The 19,015-nt window shown below is 41.5% G+C and carries 20 protein-coding genes; 8 read left to right on the top strand and 12 right to left on the bottom strand.

The window, feature by feature from the left end; translation table 11 throughout:
• Positions 1-331: 331 nt before the first annotated feature.
• Complete coding sequence (locus ACDZ28_RS20975) at positions 332-1,309, bottom strand: phosphotransferase (protein WP_339290601.1); 978 nt, start codon at positions 1,307-1,309, stop codon at positions 332-334.
• Between the two features lie 413 nt (positions 1,310-1,722).
• Positions 1,723-1,869: a helix-turn-helix domain-containing protein gene (locus ACDZ28_RS20970; protein ID WP_339290599.1), complete on the bottom strand. Its 147-nt coding sequence runs from the start codon at positions 1,867-1,869 to the stop codon at positions 1,723-1,725.
• Positions 1,870-2,105: 236 nt separating this feature from the next.
• On the opposite strand from ACDZ28_RS20970, the gene ACDZ28_RS20965 reads away from it, so the two are divergent.
• Complete coding sequence (locus ACDZ28_RS20965) at positions 2,106-2,447, top strand: hypothetical protein (protein ID WP_280788593.1); 342 nt, start codon at positions 2,106-2,108, stop codon at positions 2,445-2,447.
• 337 nt (positions 2,448-2,784) lie between these two features.
• Here ACDZ28_RS20965 and ACDZ28_RS20960 read toward each other — a convergent pair whose 3' ends face one another.
• From ACDZ28_RS20960 to ACDZ28_RS20950, 3 genes are read right to left on the bottom strand one after another with little or no spacing between them, the layout of a single operon-like run.
• Positions 2,785-3,792: an iron ABC transporter permease gene (locus ACDZ28_RS20960; protein ID WP_339290595.1), complete on the bottom strand. Its 1,008-nt coding sequence runs from the start codon at positions 3,790-3,792 to the stop codon at positions 2,785-2,787.
• On the bottom strand, positions 3,789-4,838 hold the full coding sequence (locus ACDZ28_RS20955) for an iron ABC transporter permease (protein ID WP_339290593.1): 1,050 nt from the start codon (positions 4,836-4,838) through the stop codon (positions 3,789-3,791). Before ACDZ28_RS20955 ends, ACDZ28_RS20960 begins: the two co-directional genes overlap by 4 nt.
• Entirely contained in the window at positions 4,825-6,810 is a 1,986-nt protein-coding gene (locus ACDZ28_RS20950) for an AraC family transcriptional regulator (RefSeq protein ID WP_375102674.1), read from the bottom strand. The genes ACDZ28_RS20955 and ACDZ28_RS20950 overlap by 14 nt, the downstream gene beginning before the upstream one ends.
• Positions 6,811-7,281: 471 nt before the next feature.
• On the opposite strand from ACDZ28_RS20950, the gene ACDZ28_RS20945 reads away from it, so the two are divergent.
• Positions 7,282-7,422 (top strand): hypothetical protein, encoded by a 141-nt coding sequence (locus ACDZ28_RS20945; RefSeq protein WP_339290591.1) that lies wholly within the window; start codon positions 7,282-7,284, stop codon positions 7,420-7,422.
• A 174-nt stretch (positions 7,423-7,596) separates the two neighbouring features.
• The gene (locus ACDZ28_RS20940; RefSeq protein WP_076119303.1) at positions 7,597-8,817 is read left to right on the top strand and encodes an IS256 family transposase; all 1,221 of its coding nucleotides are present in this window, start codon (positions 7,597-7,599) and stop codon (positions 8,815-8,817) included.
• Positions 8,818-9,669: 852 nt separating this feature from the next.
• Here ACDZ28_RS20940 and ACDZ28_RS20935 read toward each other — a convergent pair.
• Positions 9,670-10,134: an NUDIX domain-containing protein gene (locus ACDZ28_RS20935; RefSeq protein ID WP_339290589.1), complete on the bottom strand. Its 465-nt coding sequence runs from the start codon at positions 10,132-10,134 to the stop codon at positions 9,670-9,672.
• 293 nt (positions 10,135-10,427) lie between these two features.
• On the opposite strand from ACDZ28_RS20935, the gene ACDZ28_RS20930 reads away from it, so the two are divergent.
• From ACDZ28_RS20930 to ACDZ28_RS20920, 3 genes are all read left to right on the top strand, one after another.
• Complete coding sequence (locus ACDZ28_RS20930) at positions 10,428-10,676, top strand: hypothetical protein (protein WP_076117720.1); 249 nt, start codon at positions 10,428-10,430, stop codon at positions 10,674-10,676.
• Positions 10,677-10,705: 29 nt separating this feature from the next.
• Positions 10,706-11,383, top strand: coding sequence for a DUF1796 family putative cysteine peptidase (locus ACDZ28_RS20925; RefSeq protein WP_339290586.1), 678 nt, complete (start codon positions 10,706-10,708; stop codon positions 11,381-11,383).
• Between the two features lie 139 nt (positions 11,384-11,522).
• A complete protein-coding gene (locus ACDZ28_RS20920; protein ID WP_339291328.1) occupies positions 11,523-11,750 on the top strand; it encodes a DUF2642 domain-containing protein in 228 nt (75 codons plus the stop codon).
• Positions 11,751-11,797: 47 nt separating this feature from the next.
• Here ACDZ28_RS20920 and ACDZ28_RS20915 read toward each other — a convergent pair whose 3' ends face one another.
• From ACDZ28_RS20915 to ACDZ28_RS20900, 4 genes are all read right to left on the bottom strand, one after another.
• The gene (locus tag ACDZ28_RS20915; RefSeq protein ID WP_339290585.1) at positions 11,798-12,508 is read right to left on the bottom strand and encodes a hypothetical protein; all 711 of its coding nucleotides are present in this window, start codon (positions 12,506-12,508) and stop codon (positions 11,798-11,800) included.
• 190 nt (positions 12,509-12,698) lie between these two features.
• Entirely contained in the window at positions 12,699-13,004 is a 306-nt protein-coding gene (locus tag ACDZ28_RS20910; protein ID WP_375102673.1) for a hypothetical protein, read from the bottom strand.
• A gap of 268 nt (positions 13,005-13,272) precedes the next feature.
• Complete coding sequence (locus ACDZ28_RS20905; RefSeq protein ID WP_042126754.1) at positions 13,273-14,169, bottom strand: SDR family oxidoreductase; 897 nt, start codon at positions 14,167-14,169, stop codon at positions 13,273-13,275.
• Positions 14,170-14,362: 193 nt separating this feature from the next.
• Positions 14,363-14,575 (bottom strand): hypothetical protein, encoded by a 213-nt coding sequence (locus ACDZ28_RS20900; protein ID WP_042126752.1) that lies wholly within the window; start codon positions 14,573-14,575, stop codon positions 14,363-14,365.
• 140 nt (positions 14,576-14,715) lie between these two features.
• Between ACDZ28_RS20900 and ACDZ28_RS20895 the strand changes: the two genes are divergently transcribed.
• On the top strand, positions 14,716-14,907 hold the full coding sequence (locus ACDZ28_RS20895; protein ID WP_375102672.1) for a DUF6199 family natural product biosynthesis protein: 192 nt from the start codon (positions 14,716-14,718) through the stop codon (positions 14,905-14,907).
• A 1-nt stretch (position 14,908) separates the two neighbouring features.
• On the opposite strand, the gene ACDZ28_RS20890 is transcribed toward ACDZ28_RS20895, so the two are convergent.
• Both ACDZ28_RS20890 and ACDZ28_RS20885 read right to left on the bottom strand, forming a co-directional pair.
• A complete protein-coding gene (locus tag ACDZ28_RS20890) occupies positions 14,909-16,504 on the bottom strand; it encodes an AraC family transcriptional regulator (RefSeq protein WP_339290583.1) in 1,596 nt (531 codons plus the stop codon).
• Between the two features lie 115 nt (positions 16,505-16,619).
• A complete protein-coding gene (locus tag ACDZ28_RS20885; protein WP_042126747.1) occupies positions 16,620-17,639 on the bottom strand; it encodes an ABC transporter substrate-binding protein in 1,020 nt (339 codons plus the stop codon).
• A gap of 232 nt (positions 17,640-17,871) precedes the next feature.
• On the opposite strand from ACDZ28_RS20885, the gene ACDZ28_RS20880 reads away from it, so the two are divergent.
• A complete protein-coding gene (locus ACDZ28_RS20880; protein ID WP_042126745.1) occupies positions 17,872-18,927 on the top strand; it encodes a LacI family DNA-binding transcriptional regulator in 1,056 nt (351 codons plus the stop codon).
• Positions 18,928-19,015 lie beyond the last annotated feature (88 nt).

Genomic DNA, 19,015 nt, shown 5'->3' with positions numbered 1-19,015 from the left:
TGGTGTTGCGAAAGAGATAGTGCTTCTTCAAAAGCCCTTATAAATTCTTGCCGTTCTATGTATCTCTTTACGTTACTATTTCTTGAAAATTGGATAAATACCTCATTTCATTTCTTTCATATAACGTATTATTCACGAGAGGTTCGTAAAAACTCTATTTCGAAATCTATTCGAGAAACAATTAAACTATCCTGCCCGTCGTTGAACAAATAAAAAACGGCTGCCGAAGCAACCCTATTCCACTATCGTTCTCCGTTAGTCATACATGCAGCGCAAGCGCCGCACCACAGATGATGGAAGAAAATGCGTTCTTCCATGGGAGTTGAACAAACTACTCCCAGTAAGGAGTACCACTAAAGAGAAATTCTTCTTTATTTACATATAACTTAAATTCCCGACTTGCTAATTTACTAATGTGACTGGGTAACCACTCATTTGATTCAGGCAACCCAAGCCAAAAATTCATTGTTTCGAGTTGGGCTGCTACAAAGAAGCCTTCCAATTGTTGAACATAGTTATGAGGCAGGTCGAATTGTTTTGCGTATGATTCTAGTAACTGGCTTCTGAACGCTGGGTGGATATAAGAAAGTGTCCAACCTAAATCGAATAAATAATATCCGAACCCGCAAGCTCCAAAATCAATGGCTCTAGCTACTTGTTCATGAAACACAAAATTACTTGGAATCAAATCTGCGTGAATTATCCCCCAATTGTCAGGTGTTCTTTCTATGTCGTTCATCATTAAAATTGCACACTCTCCGGCCAATTGCAGAATTTCCACATCATTTTTATTGAGCTCACCACCGTTAGCAAGCTGTTTGAGCTTTTCTAATGATTGTGAAATTCTAGAATTATCAAAGGACGGTCGAGTAAATGATGACGGAATTTTCCAAAAAGATGATTGTTTATGAAGCTTTCCGATCAATTCGCCTACGCACTCGGCATCATTGACTGTTGGAACAAATTGTTTTTGCTCACCATCTACCCATTTTACCAATGTACAGTTTATGTCAGCTATCTTAGTAACATATTCACCAATGTTATTTTTTATAGGTGATGGCAACACCAGATCTGTATCATTAGTTAATGATTCCAGCCAAAGCATTTCTGAATGGATGACTTTTTCTTCAGACCAAATACTTTCCATCGAATCATTTTTTGATAGATGTATGCGTAAACTATAGCAGTTACTTTCCTTATCAGTCACTTTATAGATGGTGTTCGCATTTTGGCCAATATGAGCTATTGATTGATAAGTAATTGAATAACAAGTTAATGCTTCTATTGCAATATCCTGAGTATTTAGCACGGTATCTTCCCTCCACTTGAAACAACCGAATAAGGACATCGTACCATAATATTTTCCAATAGTTTGGGAGAGAACTCTTATATTTATATTTTATCCATCATTTAGTTTGTTAAGGTAACCTGCCCGTTAGCCATCCATGCAGCGCAAGATCGGCACTGCACCACAGAGGATGAAAATGGATAATATGACTATACTGTTTGTACGGCTGGCGAAGAAGGTCGACAAGCTATCGTGCCATAAGCCCAACCGTTAGTCTGACTCCGACCACCACGGTGCATCACAGAATGTCGCACCCTATAGGCTTTTTCTTTTGTTTAGGGATATTTATGTTCTGAGTGAAATAAGAATTGGTGCCATTATGGTGCCCTGTAGTAGACTAAAGAAAAAGTGGTGCCGTAATCGGCACCACTTTTTTATCCCTGTAACCATTTAAGAAATACATCCTTGGATACTTTTATCATCTTTCCGACCCGCACCATATCAAAATGACCCGAGTTTAATAGTTCATATTTTTGACGTTCACCTATACCAAGCATTTGTTGGATGTCATAATTGTTCAATCCCCCTTCTCTTCCTCCTTCTCGATACTAGATTTATAACCGTTCTCTTCATCTGGTTCCTGTTGTTCTTCCTGTTCACCGTCTTCTTGTTGTGTCGCTATATCTTCGTACTGTGCATCATCTAACGGGCAGTATAAATAAACTTAATACCAATAATGAACGAGAAAACAAGTCATCTCCTTATTGCGCTGGACATACATATTATTAAGTGTACTTTCTGTGTAGGGGGGCTCGGTTTGAGACTACTGATTCTCGTGGTGGGTATAGTCTTACTTGTTCTACTTTGGACAAACCCTGATAGCTCGGATTTTGAAAAGTGGGTCTATAAGAAAGAAGTGACCTATTTCCAAAGAAGTACTCCTTTAGAACCTGTTGGTTTTCGAAGTAAAAATTATTTGTTTTTCTCAGTACATGAACTATCGATTGTAAGGCAACAGACGGACCTTATGACCGAGTACTCCTACTACGGGGGTGTAGGTATATTCGGAATGATATTCCCAACTTCAACACCTGGAGTTGATGGCAAGCAGTCCCCTTTAAGTCGGTCCTTGAGCTATCGGGAAACGTCAGTTCAATAAACCAACAGTAGTCTAAGACCTTATTCTTTGTTTAAGAAAGCAGTTGGTTTGTATATTGGAGCCCTAAAAACGGGCTCTTTTAGAATTCGCTAGTGAGCAGTATGCGTCTACTGCGACACTGTTCTACTCACACTCAGTCATAATTCTACTTAGTACACCAAGCATTGGGGTTGCTTGATAGCAGAAGATAAGTCCAAGAGGAGAAATTTAAAAACCGCGAAAAGCCTTGTATAATCAAGGATATTCGCGGTTTTTTTGTTTTTTCAAAAACATCGCAAGGGCTCGCACCAAAACCCACAAAGAAGACTTTTTTATACGTTGGAAAGAACTCTGATATTTATTTTGAACGCATCAATAAATATAGGAAGTAAGGCACACTCAGCATTGTTACAATAATCCCTGCGGGAATATCCGACTTAAAGCTGACCGTTCGAGCAATCGTATCCGCTATAAGCAGCAATAGCGCACCAATAAGTGCTGAAGTTGGTAGAAGTACTTTGTAGTCGTGACCTACCAGCTTGCGCGCCACATGCGGACTAATCAATCCAATAAAGAAGATCGAGCCCCCGAGCGCTACACAGCCAGAAGCAATGCCTACAGCCGCAATCGCCAGACGCAAAAATTTCTTCTTTACAGCGACTCCTAATCCTATCGAAATTTCGTTGCCTAGCACTAAGACGTTCAATGTCCTGAAATTGGAAATAATATATGCGAATAACAGCAATACCCAAGGTGCCAGCAAGCTGATATAAGACCACTTGTCCCCCCATAAGTATCCTGCTTGCCAACGCTGCGCAAACTCATACTTCTGGTCATCAAGCTTTAAAGTTAGGAATAACGACAGTGCACTAAACCCCATATTGATCGCAACACCAGTCAAGACAAGTCGTGTAGAAGAAATCATACGACGTTTTCTATAGGCTAGAATATAGATCAGAGCTGCTGCCAGCAGACCACCTAAGAATGCCATAGACGGCAGTAATAATGTTATAGCGGTGCCTTGAATGCTTACCGTTGAGATAATCAGCAACACCATAAGACCTGAACCTGAGCTAGTACCAAGCATGCCGGGATCAGCCAGATCATTGCGCAGCAACGCCTGCATAACTGCACCTGCCAGAGCCATCCCAAATCCAACAAGTATCGCTAATACGATCCGAGGAAGACGAAACTTATAAACAACGAGATTATGTTCCTCTGGACCTTGTCCAAGCAATACTTGAAATACTTCAAGTGGATTGAGGGACACCTTTCCCATATTAAGACTAAGAATAGCTCCTGCAATAAGCAGTATTATGAGAGATAGAATCCATATTGTAGCCTTATGCGATTTAACAACATTCATTTGAAGGCTCTCCTCTCTTTGCTCGCAATTAGCAAGAAGAAAGGAACACCAATCATTGCAAAAATAATGCCCAGTGCTGTCTCTGCCGGACGATTAATCACCCTTCCTGCGATATCCGCTACAACCATAAGTGCGCCGCCGTAAATGGCTGATGCTGGAATAATATAACGATAATCTACACCTACAAAAAAACGCATAATATGCGGAATAATCAACCCTACAAAGCCGATTGGCCCTACAAGTGCAACAGCTACACCCGCTAGTAAAAGGACCGCAAGCGTAGCTATCATCTTAACGAGAACGATCCGTTGCCCGAAGCCTTTCGCGATCTCTTCCCCCAAGTTTAAAACGGTGATAGAGCGTGCAATGAATAGTGACAAAGCCAGTCCACCTAAGAACCAAGGTATAACTAGCCTAATTTCCACCCATGTTGCTCCAGCCACACTTCCCGAAGTCCAATAAGCAAGGGCACGACCAATTCCATAGTTTAATGAGATAAATGACCCCACAGCTCCAAAAAGCATTGTAATTGATATTCCAGCTAGCACCAGTCGTTGAGGTGTCATTCCTGAACGATTCAATGAAGCGGCAAGATATGTTAATCCTGCTCCAAGTCCTGCGCCACTAAAGCTAACCAGCAAGGTAGTTGTCTGCAGTTGCCCTGGAAGGAAAACTAATGTAACGGCCATTGCAAGCGCTGCTCCAGCATTTACTCCCATTAATCCCGAATCGGCTAAGGGATTTCGCGTATAGCCCTGCATAACCGCTCCTGCTACCGCGAGACACATACCCGCAATAATATCAGCAGCTGTACGCGGAATACGAAGGGCATGAATAATCTGATGCTCGGTCAGTTCAGGATCAAAATTAAAAATCGCTGTCCATGCCATCTTCAGGCTCATGGAAGCAGAGCCAAAAGAGATAGAAGCCGCTACTGAAAGCAGCAGCAGCAGTATCCCTAGGAGTAGAAACAGACCGAAATACGATTTCCCTCTTAAATTAGGGATAACAGCTGTGCTATCATCTAGCTTTCTATTTTTTTTCATACGCTGACACTAGCTTCTCAACTACAAAATCTAGCTGCTTATCAAGAGAGTAGATATCGGAATAATATGAAAAATCAAACCCAACTTCGATCAATCTACCTTCTTTGATTGCTGGAATGCTGTTCCAAATGGGGTTGTCCGACAAATCATCAGCCCCATCCCATACAGAGCGGAACACGAAGTCTCCTATATACTCAGGTAACACTTCTAAGGAGACAAACCCTCCAGTAGCCTTCTCCCTGCCATCAATCTTCTTCTGAAGAATCTCTGGTGCTTTTAGTCCTAAATATTCATAAATAATCTGAGAGCCTCTTCCGTAAAGCTTGCTATCGATCACCGCCATCTCTTTTTTACCGCCCTCGATAATGGTTACCGTCTTATCTAAAATTCCAAGTTCATCAAGCTTCTGCTTACTTTTCTCCAACTTCTCGTGGAAATTATCTAATAAAGCTTGTGCCTCCTTCTCCTTGCCAAATACCTCGCCAATCTTCATTATACGTTCGTCCGTCGCCATTTTTTCAAAAGGAATTGGAATAGTCGGTGCAATATCCTTAAGGATTTCGTAAGTTTCTTCAGAAGCAGCTATGATCAAGTCCGGCTTTACTGCCATAATAGCCTCTGGATTAGGCTCATACCATGAACCAAGATCTTCAATACCTCCCAGCTCTTCTGCAAAGGCTGCTCCTTCAAAGACACTTGAAGTACCTACTGGCTTAATGCCGAGGGCAACAAGATCCCCTTGAAGGTATAACACGACTATCCTCTCTGGATTAGCTGGAACGACAATATCTCCCTTTACCGTAGAGATAGTTCTTGTCTGAGCCTCTTTATTGCTATTGTCAGTTACAATTGAATTATTGGCTGATGATGATGTAACTTCAGAAGCTTTGGATCCCTTAGAATTCGTGGCAGTAGAACCAACGTTTGCAGATCCGCATGCACTTAAAAGCAAGGTAAAGCTAAGCAGCATCGCTACAATAAAACTTGATGTCTTTGTTATTCGCATTGGTGAAGACCCTCCGGTTATTTTATTATGATAATAGTATTGATAATGATTATCATATTCAACAACATTATATCGGGAGGATATGTTCTGGCCAATGGAGAATCTGGCGGTGGTAAATGGACGATTCTCCGATGAGCTCACCTGCCTGCTTTCCTTGCGGAATCGGATGGGAGATTGACCATTATATTTACTAAACATACGACTGAAGTAATATACATCGCTATATCCAACTTCTTCTGCAATATCGCGAAGTGGAGCATCGGTACATCGTAATAGCTCTTCTGCATGTTCAAGCCGGTATCGTATCAAATATTCGATCAAGCTGAACCCCGTCTCCCCTTTAAAACGCGTTGATAAATGACGAGGGCTATAATTAAATTGCTCCGCTATAGACTCTAGTGATAAATTGTGACGATAATGCACTTCAATATAACGGACAACCTGTCCAATGACATCCGGTTGCCTGAGGTTATTTCCATCCATTGTAAACTGCTTCAATAATTCATGTATAAACTGATAGAACAAGCCTTTAACTTGAATTCTTTCCAATAAACTTCCTTGTGCCCAGAGTTGTTCCATTGCCATTAGTTGATAGTGAAGTGGCAATGGCTCTAAAGACTCGAAGCCATACTGCATTCGAAATGGATTGCTTCGTTCTAAAAGTCTTGCTAAATCCTTTCTTCCTGGTAAGGAGGCTCTATAGAATAATAGATAGTATTCAAAAATCTTCCCTGCCTCTATGCTTAGTCTCATACCCTTGCCACCATGCACAATAAAATGACGGTCTGTGTCGTAATCTATACCGTTGAGATTCAACCTGGCCGTACCCCGCACACAGTAGATAAATCCACATGCAGGTAATATATAGCCTTGCAGCTTGTCCCCAGGCTCCATCACAGCATGTCTAATATCCAACACTTTAACGGCTGCATAATTCCATGCGGCAATATGATCTTCCAACTTCATCTTGCATTTCACTCCGATCCGTTACGCAATCTATTTAAGTTAATTACATTTTAAACATTGATAATGATTATCAATTAGTATTAGGCAGCTCTTCTATTTTGTCAATCGCTGTTTAGTATCGTGCTTGCTGATAGCTTCGCATGAACTTCGAAAAGTCAAAAATAACTTCGCCATGGATCTATGACCCTAAGCAATTAATAACTAACAACATACAAGCAAAATAAACACCTACTAAAACCAATGTCTAAGGCGTCCCCAACCTTTCCAATAACCTTCTTGGATGACCTCAAATGTTACTTGAAATAAACAGGAACAATCTCTCAACATTGCATCTCCTATAATTTAGCATTAATATAAAATAATAAAACTCACTGAAAATCGTTATTGAGTATCGTTTTGAGGATTATTACATTCTCGCAAACTCACTAAGGAGTAAGAGTGTTTTTTATATGTTATAGGGGGAAACGAATATTGGGACCAATGACTGAGGCTGATGCTCTACGTGAATGGTTTACTCTTTCCGGTACATTGAAAGACATTTATATTATTGAGGTTGACGAGAACAATAAAGTAAGACGCCAGATCGGACCCACAAAGAAGAAAAAGAAATAAGCATTACCTGCAGCAACCTACTATAACTTGATTGAAAAAGAGATAAAACGTAAAAAAGCCCCACCGACCTTTATAGGTGATGGGGTATTTTATCAACAAAAGAGTCTGTAAAATATATTGTGTAAACTCTCAAACCCATTAAAATGGAAGTAAGAGAAAGGTTGGGGAGAACACATGGGACTTTGGACAAAACAGCAGTTACGGGAATTTATTAAGGAAAACAATTTGGTAAGCGCACAGGATGCGCAGAATGCTCTAAAAGAGCTGTTTGCGGAGACGATTCAGGAGATGCTGGAAGCCGAAATGGATACTCATTTGGGCTATGGAAAGCATGAGGTGAAAGCGAAGCTCACGCCAAACAGCCGTAACGGAAAGAGCCGTAAAACCGTAGTCAGTGAGTATGGTGAGCAGGAAATCGCTATTCCTCGGGATCGGTTGGGCGAGTTTGAGCCCTTGGTCGTCAAGAAGCATCAGTCGAATGTAACGGGCATCGAAGAACAAATTATTGCGCTGTATGCGAAAGGGATTAGCACCCGAGAAATTCAGGACCATTTAGGGCAGATGTATGGTATTGAGGTATCTCCAACGCTCATTTCCAATGTCACGAACAAGATTGTGCCTCTCATTAAAGAATGGCAGAACCGGCCTCTGCAAGGGGTCTATGCCGTCGTCTATTTGGATGCGATCCACTTCAAAGTCAAGCAAGATGGGGCCATTATCAATAAGGCTGCCTACATGGTCATTGGCATTGATCTGGACGGAAACAAAGACGTGCTGGGGATGTGGATTGGTGAGAATGAGTCCTCCAAGTTCTGGCTGAGTGTGCTGAATGAACTGAAGAATCGCGGGGTTCAGGACATTCTCATTATCTGCGTGGATAACCTGTCCGGATTCTCTCAAGCGATTGCCGCCTGCTATCCTCAAACGGAAATCCAGAAGTGTATTATTCACCAAATCCGCAGCTCCACACGGTACGTGTCGTACAAGGATATTAAGAAGGTAACAGCCGACTTAAAGCCTATTTACAAGGCAGCTACCGAGGAAGGTGCCTTGCTTGAACTCGACCGTTTCGAGGAAGTTTGGGGAGCGAAATATCCCCTCATTATCCGTTCCTGGCGGACCAATTGGGACGAACTCGCTACCTTTTTCAAGTACCCGCCTGAGATCCGCAAACTGATTTACACCACCAATATGATTGAGAGTTACCACCGTCAGCTTCGTAAAGTGACGAAGGGAAAAAGCATCTTTCCCACAGATGAGGCGCTACTAAAAATGCTCTATCTGGCCACCGTCGACGTCACTCGGAAATGGACAGGACGTGTCCAAAACTGGGGGCAAATGCTGCTCCAGCTGTCGGTCTTTTTCCCCGATCGGGTCGGTCAACACTTGCGTTAAATTCGCGACTTCCCCCTCGGGGGAATCTGTGCTTAAAAGAGTTTACACAAAATTATTGACAGACCCCAACAAAATGGAAATTTAGTAAGCGAGATTATTAAGAGTACCATCCCAACAATCGAAGACAGAGCCTCCATTTTATCTTTAGTTTTAAAATAGGTAACTCCTCCATTAAAAATCAGAGCTCCACACATCCCTATCATTGTCCAAGACATGATCACTTGATCCTGACCACGGAAAAATAGTATTGCCGGAATGATTGTTGCTGCACTAAATAGAATACCGAACAACCTTAGTGCTTTCAGCAAAAAATCCCCTTCCAAAATATAATGGGCTAATGAATTTGCAGCTTACTCGATATTACAAGAAAAAATGTAGCCAATGGGCCACAAAGCAATGAAATTAAAAACCAGTTTAATCCACTCCTATTCTTACCTTGCGCTAACCCGGCATTTATTAATGCTAATGTACCCCATCCAACAAAATACCCGTTATCCATCACGCACACGACCTTTCAACATCATTTTATAGGAATACGAATATCCAATATAATGGTTTCATCATTACATAGATTGACATTCCTATATCTGGTAGAATTAATTAGTTTTTTCATCAGAGTCTTTTACAAGACATTTCAAAGACGCAAAGAAATCCCACCAATTTTATGCTTTGTCGAATCTGCTAATTATCATTTAGCACTTGGTTCTATTGAAGTTAAAAAAGGCTTTTGCCCTATTCTACTATTATAGGAAATAAAGTACTCCTCATTTATATTAATCAACTTAAATATTCCTTTCGGGATTGTGACTAAATAAAAAAATGATCAAAGGAAGAAATGAGAAGATTTTACGATTATTCATATCTATCACCAAACAATTCTTGTATATATTTTTCCGACATATATTCACTAAACTCTTTATCTAATAAGTATATTTCATCTTGTTTTATCCACTGGTAGTTAAAAACAGTTCCACAGTCCTCTCCTTCACCCGCTCCAGTAAATCTCCACTTTTCAGGTAATCTTGTTTCTGGAATCAGAAGATAGTCATGTCTTTCAACATTAGCATCTATATAATCCTTATAATAATATTGTGTTCCTATTTTCTTGACTAATTTAAATTGTTTAAGTCCACTTTCTTCTTGAATTTCTCTGAATAACGCTTCTTCTTCTGTTTCTCCGGCATCGACATTTCCACCTACCAATCTAAAGGGTACTTCTAGTACATTAAGATAAACTAATAAGGTCTTTTCTCCAACTTCATTGTCTTGCAAAATAAATCCGTATACCTTCTTTCTAATCGGTTTCCCTTTCCTCATCGTGTCCCCCCATTTAGCTTCTCATAAACGAAAAATAAAAAAGTACTTGATCATTGATCAAATACTTGCTCAGTCGTACGGCGTTATGTATATATGCTCCCTTTTGGTCATCTATGTCTACGCTATTCAAACACTCCATAAATTTACTTTATTGTATTCTGAAAACCAAGATCAAACAAGAGTAACTCATTAATTCTCACCGCTAATCAATTTAGCACTCCGCTTCTGTTTAGCACATTACAATCTATTGTGCATTTTATATAGAGAAGCTTAATAGAAAGGGGTGGATCAGAATGGCAACTCGTCAACCTGATTTAGTATTGATCACTTGGAGCAGAAATCCTTTGGTTCGCGGCTCTGCACGCAGGATTATTTCTGTCCGCATCATAGGAAATGCTGAGCCTTGTCGACCTAGCTTAAGACCCAATGGACTACTTGACACCGCCTTAGCTTGTTTATTAGACAACGACGTTGGTTTTAGAGTGGTGTTTCGTAAAAAAACTTCAAGGATTAGCGGTTATTTGCTGTTACAACGCCATTAATATTTTCCAGAGAGAAATTAGGTGAGTCCATGAACTTACAAGATGTAAAGAAAAGCTATGATTTAATCGTAAGCTTAGGTATGTCTTGTGCTCCTGCTATAAATATGCAAAGAAATAACTTGAGAACATTCTCCATGCCTCTCGACTGGATGATTTCTTATTCATTAACTGATGTAAACAGACTTTATAAGAATAGATTTCAGAATTTCATGGAGTTAACAAATCTGCAGATGCTCAAAGAGACACATTTTTTTCTAGAGGATGGAGTGCCTGCTTATCCTAATGGAAACAAGAATGCTTTAGTGAAATCGTATTTTATTCAGGATACCTGTTATAACATTATCTCGGTACATGATTTTCCAATCACCTCGGGTAAACATTGGTCTACGACCTATCCATCTTATAAAGCAAAGCTGGATTTACGAATGAAGAGATTTTGGGACAAATTACTAAGCAGTAAAAAAATTCTATTCATTAGATGGTTCGCCACATACGAACAGGCTGTAGAGCTACAAGCGATTTTGTCTGATATATTAAAGCCGAACGAATTTACTGTTCTTATCCTTAATCCCGTTCTTGAATTAACATCGGTACGAGAAATCAAATGGGATATTGATAATGTTTGTGTGTTAGAAGTTCCTGATGATATGAATGATTATGATAGCTGGGATTATATTTTGAAAGATATACAAATAAATAACCCTTAAAATCACAAACAAAAACGGCCCTCTTCCGGGTCATTTTTGTTGTATAAGACTACATAATAAACTGCCTAGAACATTAATTGGGCGGGTGCATAGAATAGCGTATAAAATACTGGGAGGTAATCCATTGAATAATTTTCAAATGCATCAAATGAACCAAATGCCTCAATCCGTTATAGTCTACCCTGTTGATGCATATGTCGTAGAAACTCTAAAGAGTGTAATGGGCAAACAAGTTGTTCTTGAAACCACACGTGGTGGAATCAGCGGATGTGTCGTTGATGTTAAACCAGACCATGTAGCTTTAGATACACGAGGCAGAAGATTTTTTGTGCGTATTTGCGAGATTGTTTGGATAATGCCAGAATAAATCAACGACTATAGGAGCTGGAAACAGCTCTTTTTTACTAATATTTTTTATAATTTTTGAACAATGATTTGATTGCCAGGACGATCTACCCAAAAAATTGAATTTCCGACCTTCTCTACACCTTGACCACTTCCATAGGTAGGAGGCTTAATCCTCTCTATAAGCTTGAAAGAATGACCCTCAAAATGATATTTATCCAACCCCTGAGCATACTTCTCCCCAAATTTATTTGAGCCATGTAGATTTGCATAAAGATTGTCCCCATCAAAAAAAATGCCTTGATATCCACCTTCATCTCCAAATATCCCTGAAAGTGGGTATCTTTTTAGCAGTCTGAATTGGGCATCAAATTTTCTAATCTCATTTTTGTCATGATATACTATCCAGAAAAATCCTTTAAACTTTGCTAACGATTCCGCCGTTCCATCACCGATATCGAATACATCGACTTGTTTTAAATCCGGCAAGCTGTACTTGACTATTCTACTAATTCGCTCATTCTCTGGTGGTGCTGAATTAAAATTATAGACAGTGGCATATAAAAAACCACTAGAAACATAACAATCACCAAATGACATAAACCGATTATGACTGTCCGTTCCGGTGTATGCTCTTTTTATCTCCTTTATATAATTTCCGTCAAGATCATAAACTGAAATTGTATTTGATAGGGTGAACTTTTCCGAACGGTCTGAGGTGACATACACGGTCTTTCCATTAGATCCCACACCTTGCCACGCCCTAAATGGTTTTTTCATTTTAATTGTTCCTTCATAAGAACTCTCAAAAGCCAGGGAGTGAGAAGATAAAAGCCCACTTAAACCAAATGCAAGGCATAGAATAGCGATATTTTTTTCACGGTGCCCCCTATATGTAAATGTTTATATTTTAATTCTCTTAAGTGTATTTCTTTTGTATTTTCACCGTATTAATACTTTCACAAAATCTTTAGTTATCATCAATCAAATGACTAATCATTTCTTGCGCAGCAAAAACATATGGATTCAGATACAACCTACTGATACTAACAAATATAGCAATAGGGTTACTGACTCCAACATCATTTTGACTCCAATGTGATGATGGATTTGCGGGTTCAGGCTCTACAAGATCATACTTTTCCATCAGCCTTTCCTTTGTTCCACTATCCATTACAGCTCCATTTTCTTTATCAGCAAAGACTGCTCCTGATGGAAAACACACTATAATTAGGACAAAGGAAATGATAAGTATTGCTAGTTTCTTTTTACGCATGACACAGCTCCTAGTTCTTTCTATGGTTTACACTAAACTCTAATTTAGTTCCAACTCAAATATTTCTCGGGTAATCGCAGGAAATCTATGTATTCGACAATCTTGATCAGTTGTAGATTATATTCCATGCAAATAATGGGATAAAAAGTATCAAATTCTATAATACTCCTTTCTCTATATAAAAACAAAAGCACCCCACAACTGAAATTAGTAGGGTACTTTTGTAGGATTCGCTGATATTTTACAATATCAATATTCCGCGAGCATTTTATGGAGTTGGAGTTCCACCGTTAGCATTCAATGTCTCGCCGCTGACATAGCTCGATTCTTGGCTGGCAAGAAATACATATGCCGGAGCCATCTCTGCAGGCTGTCCCGGACGACCCAGTGGTGTGCTCGCACCGAACTCTTTCAGCACTTCCTCTGGTTGCCCACCCACTACCTGAAGAGGTGTCCACACGGGACCTGGCGCCACTACATTAACTCGAATCCCCTTATGGGCAACTTGCTGAGCGAGTGATTTACTGAATGTATTTATTGCAGCTTTGGTCGTCGCATAGTCCAACAGAATCGGCGAGGGCTTATAGGCTTGAATGGAAGAAGTGTTGATGATGGTGCTACCCGGTTGCATATGCTTCACTGCCGCTTTGCACAGCCAGAACATGGCATACACATTCGTCTTAAATGTATCGTCAAAATGCTTCGTAGTAAGATCAGCGATGTCTGAGACGAATTGCTGCTTGCCCGCAATATTAGCTAATATATCAATCCCACCTAGCTGCTTAACCGCAGTATCGATGAGCTGTTCACAGTATTCCTCATCTTTCAGATCGCCCGGGATGGCGATTGCGGTACGTCCTGCTTCCTGCACCAGCTTGAGAACCTGCTTTGCATCCGCTTCTTCCTCTGGCATGTAGGATAGAACAACATCTGCGCCTTCACGAGCAAAAGCAATCGCAACAGCACGACCTATGCCACTGTCCGCCCCGGTAACAATCGCTTTACGTCCAGTCAGACGTCCGGTGCCTTGATAGGTATCTTCACCTGTATCAGGAACGGGATTCATCTCCTTCTGGAGCCCCGGCTCTTGTTGCTGCTGTTGAAATTCAGGTCCAGCCTTGGTGTACTGAGTGGTAGGATCTTGCATCGTATATTGGTTAGACATCGATCAATTCCTCCTTTTTTAGAAACACGTTTTTTTTATTTTTCGAACTCTTTTTTATGTAAACACAACAGTACACCGCTAAACACACCTTATCGAAAGTACAGTCCTGCATATATCCGCAAAAAATACCCCAACCGCCTATTGAGGCAGCTAGGGTATTTCATACTCTATGTATCATTATCATTTAATGGCCTTAAATTTCATCTGACCTGCCTTGCGCCGACTCATAACGAGTACGGATCTCACGATTTTTAGCGTAGATGTATAAATCTAAGGCCACTATTCCTCTACGTGCCAATTTTACAAGCAGGACGAAAAAGTAGATCCCCAATCCAATAGATATAAGCCAAATTAAAAAGAACATAACACCTACTCCCCCTCCGAAAAAAAGCCCTGTATGTTCCATACGATTTATCATCTCCTTAAGCAATTTTCATTTTTATCAGTCTATATTGCCTAAGCTTAAATAAATATATGGAAACTCACACTGAGCTGGGCACCCTCCATTCAGTCTCACGTATACATTACATAAAGGAGTGATAAATCATGGTTTTTTTTATGTTCCTCTTTGTGCTGTTAGCACTGCTTAACATCTTTTTTCCACGATTCGGATGGTACATGAGATATGGTTGGATGGTGAAAGGTAATATTGAGCCGAGTGAGGCTTATTTACTAATGACCCGCGTCAGCAGTATAGTGGCACTTGTTGTCCTATTCTTCTTATGGTCCAGCTTCTAATTTAACCTAACGCTTTTAGCACATCCTCAATCTTGCGCTGATGCGACAATACACCATAATTCATCCAAGCCATGAAATCCACCTCATATACGCAGCCGTTACGCACAGCAGGCAAGCTGCGCCAGAGTTGTGTATCCAGCAGTTCCCGTCCTCCTCCTTCAAGCCGATCAAAAGTAATGAACAAATGATCCGCAGTCAGATTTGCAAGCTCTTCTTTTGTCAGGTTTACCCGATTCTTTCCACGGGTCAACTTCCGAACCAAGCTATGGGGCTGCAAACCCAAATCATGATGAAGCACGCTTCCTGTATACCCCAAATGCTCACATCCATAGAGAGTGATTCCGTAGACTGAGATTCTTAAACAAGCTACGGTCTGACTATGGACGTAACGGGTAAGTAACTGCTTGGCTTGCTGTGCCTGATGCTCATAATTGCCGATCACTTCCTGGACACGTTCCGTTCTGCCAAAGACCGCTGCTGCGGAATACAATGTGGCACGCCAATCCTCTTGATGAACAGGCAGCTTGAACAACGGAGCGATCCGGCTGCACTCCTCCAGATGCCAACGATGAAAGCCATTATCCAGCAAGATCAATTCGGGCGTATACTGGGAGAGCTCCTGCCAATTACGAGTCGAAATATCTACCTCAGGCACATTGTGGAGAGCCAGGTACTCTTGTTTCCCCCACTCGGCGTGAGAATATTGCGCAACAGGCGTAATATCCAGAGCCAATAGATAATCTTCCAGAAAAGGAGCAAACACCCTCAATCCCTCCTGATGGAAGCTTCTGTATTGACCTGGAGTAACACCAACCGATCTTTTAAAACGCCGATTAAAATAATACTCATTACTGTATCCGACTGATAACGCGATATCATGCATACGGTCATTCGTTAGCAGTAGCTGCTGCTGCGCTCTTTCAATACGAAGCCCGTTTAAATGCTCCAAGGGAATCCGCCCTGTCACTTCTTTAAAAGTTTGTGTGTAGCGAGCACGTGTAATGCCTGCAACTTCAGCCAACTGATCAACGGTTACGGCTTGGTTATAATGCTCCTCCATATAGTGAATGGAACGCTGTATGGCCTCATGATCAGCTGTGATCTGAACGACAGAGGAATTTGCACGCATGATTAGCAGTAGCAGCTCCTGAAAGCGCGTATGGCCTGCGAACCATTCGATCTCATCTGCGCTTCTACGGCTATGACTGATAGCCTCTAGCAGTAATTTACATTGTGAAAAGGGTTTACAGCTTAGCAAACCAGATCGAAGGATGTCCTCTTTAGTCCTTCCTTCTATTTCACTCTGCCTGTTTCCCCCGGTTTCGATGATTTCAAAAGTAAGCCGATAAAAGCTAAGTCCACGCTCTTCGGCATGGATTTTGCTTAATAGCCCTGGTTCGAATAAGAACCCCGCACCTTTTTCCAGTGGAAACTGCCTCATCTCAGCCTCAACAAACCCCTGTCCTTCCGATACAATGAGTAGGGTGTGATCTTGAAACACCTCACTCTGTCCGCTTCCTGACAGGGATTGGGTTTCTATATTTATCAAGCTATAGAATAGCTTCCTTCTATTGCTATCTTGCAAATCTTTTGCCATTCTCCCACCCCCAATTGAGAACCATTTTCATTCACTTCAGTTTAAAACAAAAAAGAAGGTCTATCAAGGGTGCTGATAGACCTTCTTTTTGCTATTCCTTATAGGCGGCTGCCTTTTATTTCACCATAGCCTCCAGCAGGTCATCAAGCTTCATCGAATTTGCCGTGATGGCACCCGTCTGCCAGTGGGAACGTTCCATTCTATAAACATTCCCGTTCTTCACTGCGGGCAGGCTCTTCCACAGCGGCCCATCAAGAATTTGGATCGCTTCCTGATTTCCTTCAGTATCCCAGCCCCCATTGTCAGGGAATACGATGATATGATCCGCTTCGAGCTGAGGAATAAGCTCTTCGGAAATAATAGATTGATATTCGGTCATTTCTGCAGCCATAGGCACGGGTGTCAGGCCAAATTGAGAATAAATCACACCGATAAAACGGTTTTTAACACCGAACAAAGCAAAGGTCTTATCCGCTACATTAAGCCGAATCACAGCCACCTTCTCCTGGCCCAGAGCCTGCTGCAATTTAGCTTTTCCATCTGTCACTTTCTGATCATACTCGGTGAGCACAGCCTCAGCCTTCTCCGGAATCCCGAGCGCATCAGCAATGGCTGTAAGCACTTGTCTTGAGTCCTGCAGCACCGCTTCTGGGAGACGATAGGTTGGTGCTACCTTGGAATACTGTTCATACCTCGCCGCATCAGCGCCTCCGTCCGCAATGATCAAATCGGGGTCTTTTTCCAGCAACACCTCCATGCTTCCGGTGATATCAAATTCTGGCACATCCAGATTTAAATAATCCTGTTTACCCCAGCTTGGATGATACCACTGCACCACAGGGGTAATACCCAATGCCTTCAAATAGTCTTCAACATAGATCCCGGCCACCCGTTTAGGGCTAACTGGAATCTCTACTTCCCCAAATTCCCCTGTAATCGTCCGAGTTGCACCCTCTTCTTGGGCATTTCCACTTCCTTCGGTTGGCGTGCTGTTGCTAGCAGAGGTTGATTCCCCTGCATTCTCTGTTTTAGCAACGTTATCTTTTGCAGTATTGTTCGTTCCGCACGCCGCCAGCGCGGTCAATGCCATAATAAGTACTGCTGCCCACAAAAACTTCCGACCCCATCTTGTCATTATCCCTTCACTCCAATGTTATATTTTCATTGATTATCATTCTCAATAATCATTATCACAATAGTAGCATGACTTTTATAGCTTTCAATGCACTTTCTCCGTAAAAATCTTATACAAACTATTAACTAGTTTCTTCACGCCTTCTCAAATTTCTTTTTATTTACGATTGATTTATATAATGCTTTCGCTTACAATAAACTCATAAACGCGCGTTTATGAAAAGAGGGGAAACATGCGCAGCGAAGATATAGCTAAGTTGGCCGGGGTTTCCCGAAGCACGGTATCCCGCGTGATCAACAACTATTCCAACGTCCCTGAAGAGACCCGTGCCAAAGTGCTGCGGGTGATTGAGCAACATCAGTACGAACCGAACAGCTTTGCAAGGGCTTTAGCCGGTAAGAAGACCGATACAATCGGACTCTTCGCCATCAGTATGAACGAGAAGGAGAATACTACCCGAATTTATCAGAACAATTACTTTGCTCCATTCGTTGATGCCGTAGTCGACACCTCGAATGCCCGCGGATGTTATGTACTGATTCATACGGTTTACTCTCCCGACGATTTTATCAAGGTAAAGCAAGCTTTTCTTCAGAAACGGATTGACGGCGGTATAATTGTCGGCACTCAGAAGGATATTAATATCGTCCGAGAAATGGTAGGGCTAGACTCTCCTCTCGTATTAATTGATTATGATATTTCTGAGATTATGTCGGAGCACCTAGATCGCAATCATCTGGCTATTGTGAACTCCAAGGATTACGAGGGCACCACAGAAGCGATTGAATATTTGATCTCTCAAGGTCATCAAGAGATCGGCATCATCTGTGGGCAAATGAATACGTACTCTGGTCGAGAGCGTTATACTGCTTATGAGGATACGCTGAAGAAGCATGGCCTACCTATGAATGAGAAATTTATCCTGAAGGGTGATTTTCTGAAGGAGACCGCTTACGAAGAGGTTAAGAAGCTTCTCGCTTCTGGCGAGCCATTGCCAACAGCCTTCTTCTCCTCCAACGATGACATGGCTATATCAGCGATGGAAGCGTTCTCTGAGCATGGAATTATTATCCCCGAGGATATCTCCATTGCCGGATTTGATGACATTCAGTTAGCATCTCGTATTCAGCCTAAGCTGACCTCTGTACGCTTGCCGATCTATGAAATGTCCAAGGCCGCAGTCGAAAAAGTAATCGAGCTGTGTGATTCACAGCAGCCGACGTTTAGTACGATCAGCTTTCCAGCTCGTTTAGTGGAGAGAGATTCCTGTCAACCACCGAAGAAGTAGCTTAAGATCATCCTTCGCTGAAGAAATCTACATATTTTTCTGTGAAGCTGCTATGATTCGGTATCGAAACTACTGCTTTAGTTATCCT

This window comes from Paenibacillus sp. RS8 (assembly GCF_041956825.1).
Lineage (GTDB): Bacteria > Bacillota > Bacilli > Paenibacillales > Paenibacillaceae > Paenibacillus_AQ.
The sequence above is the reverse complement of the archived record's forward strand: the minus strand, read 5'-3'. Positions and strand labels throughout refer to the sequence as shown.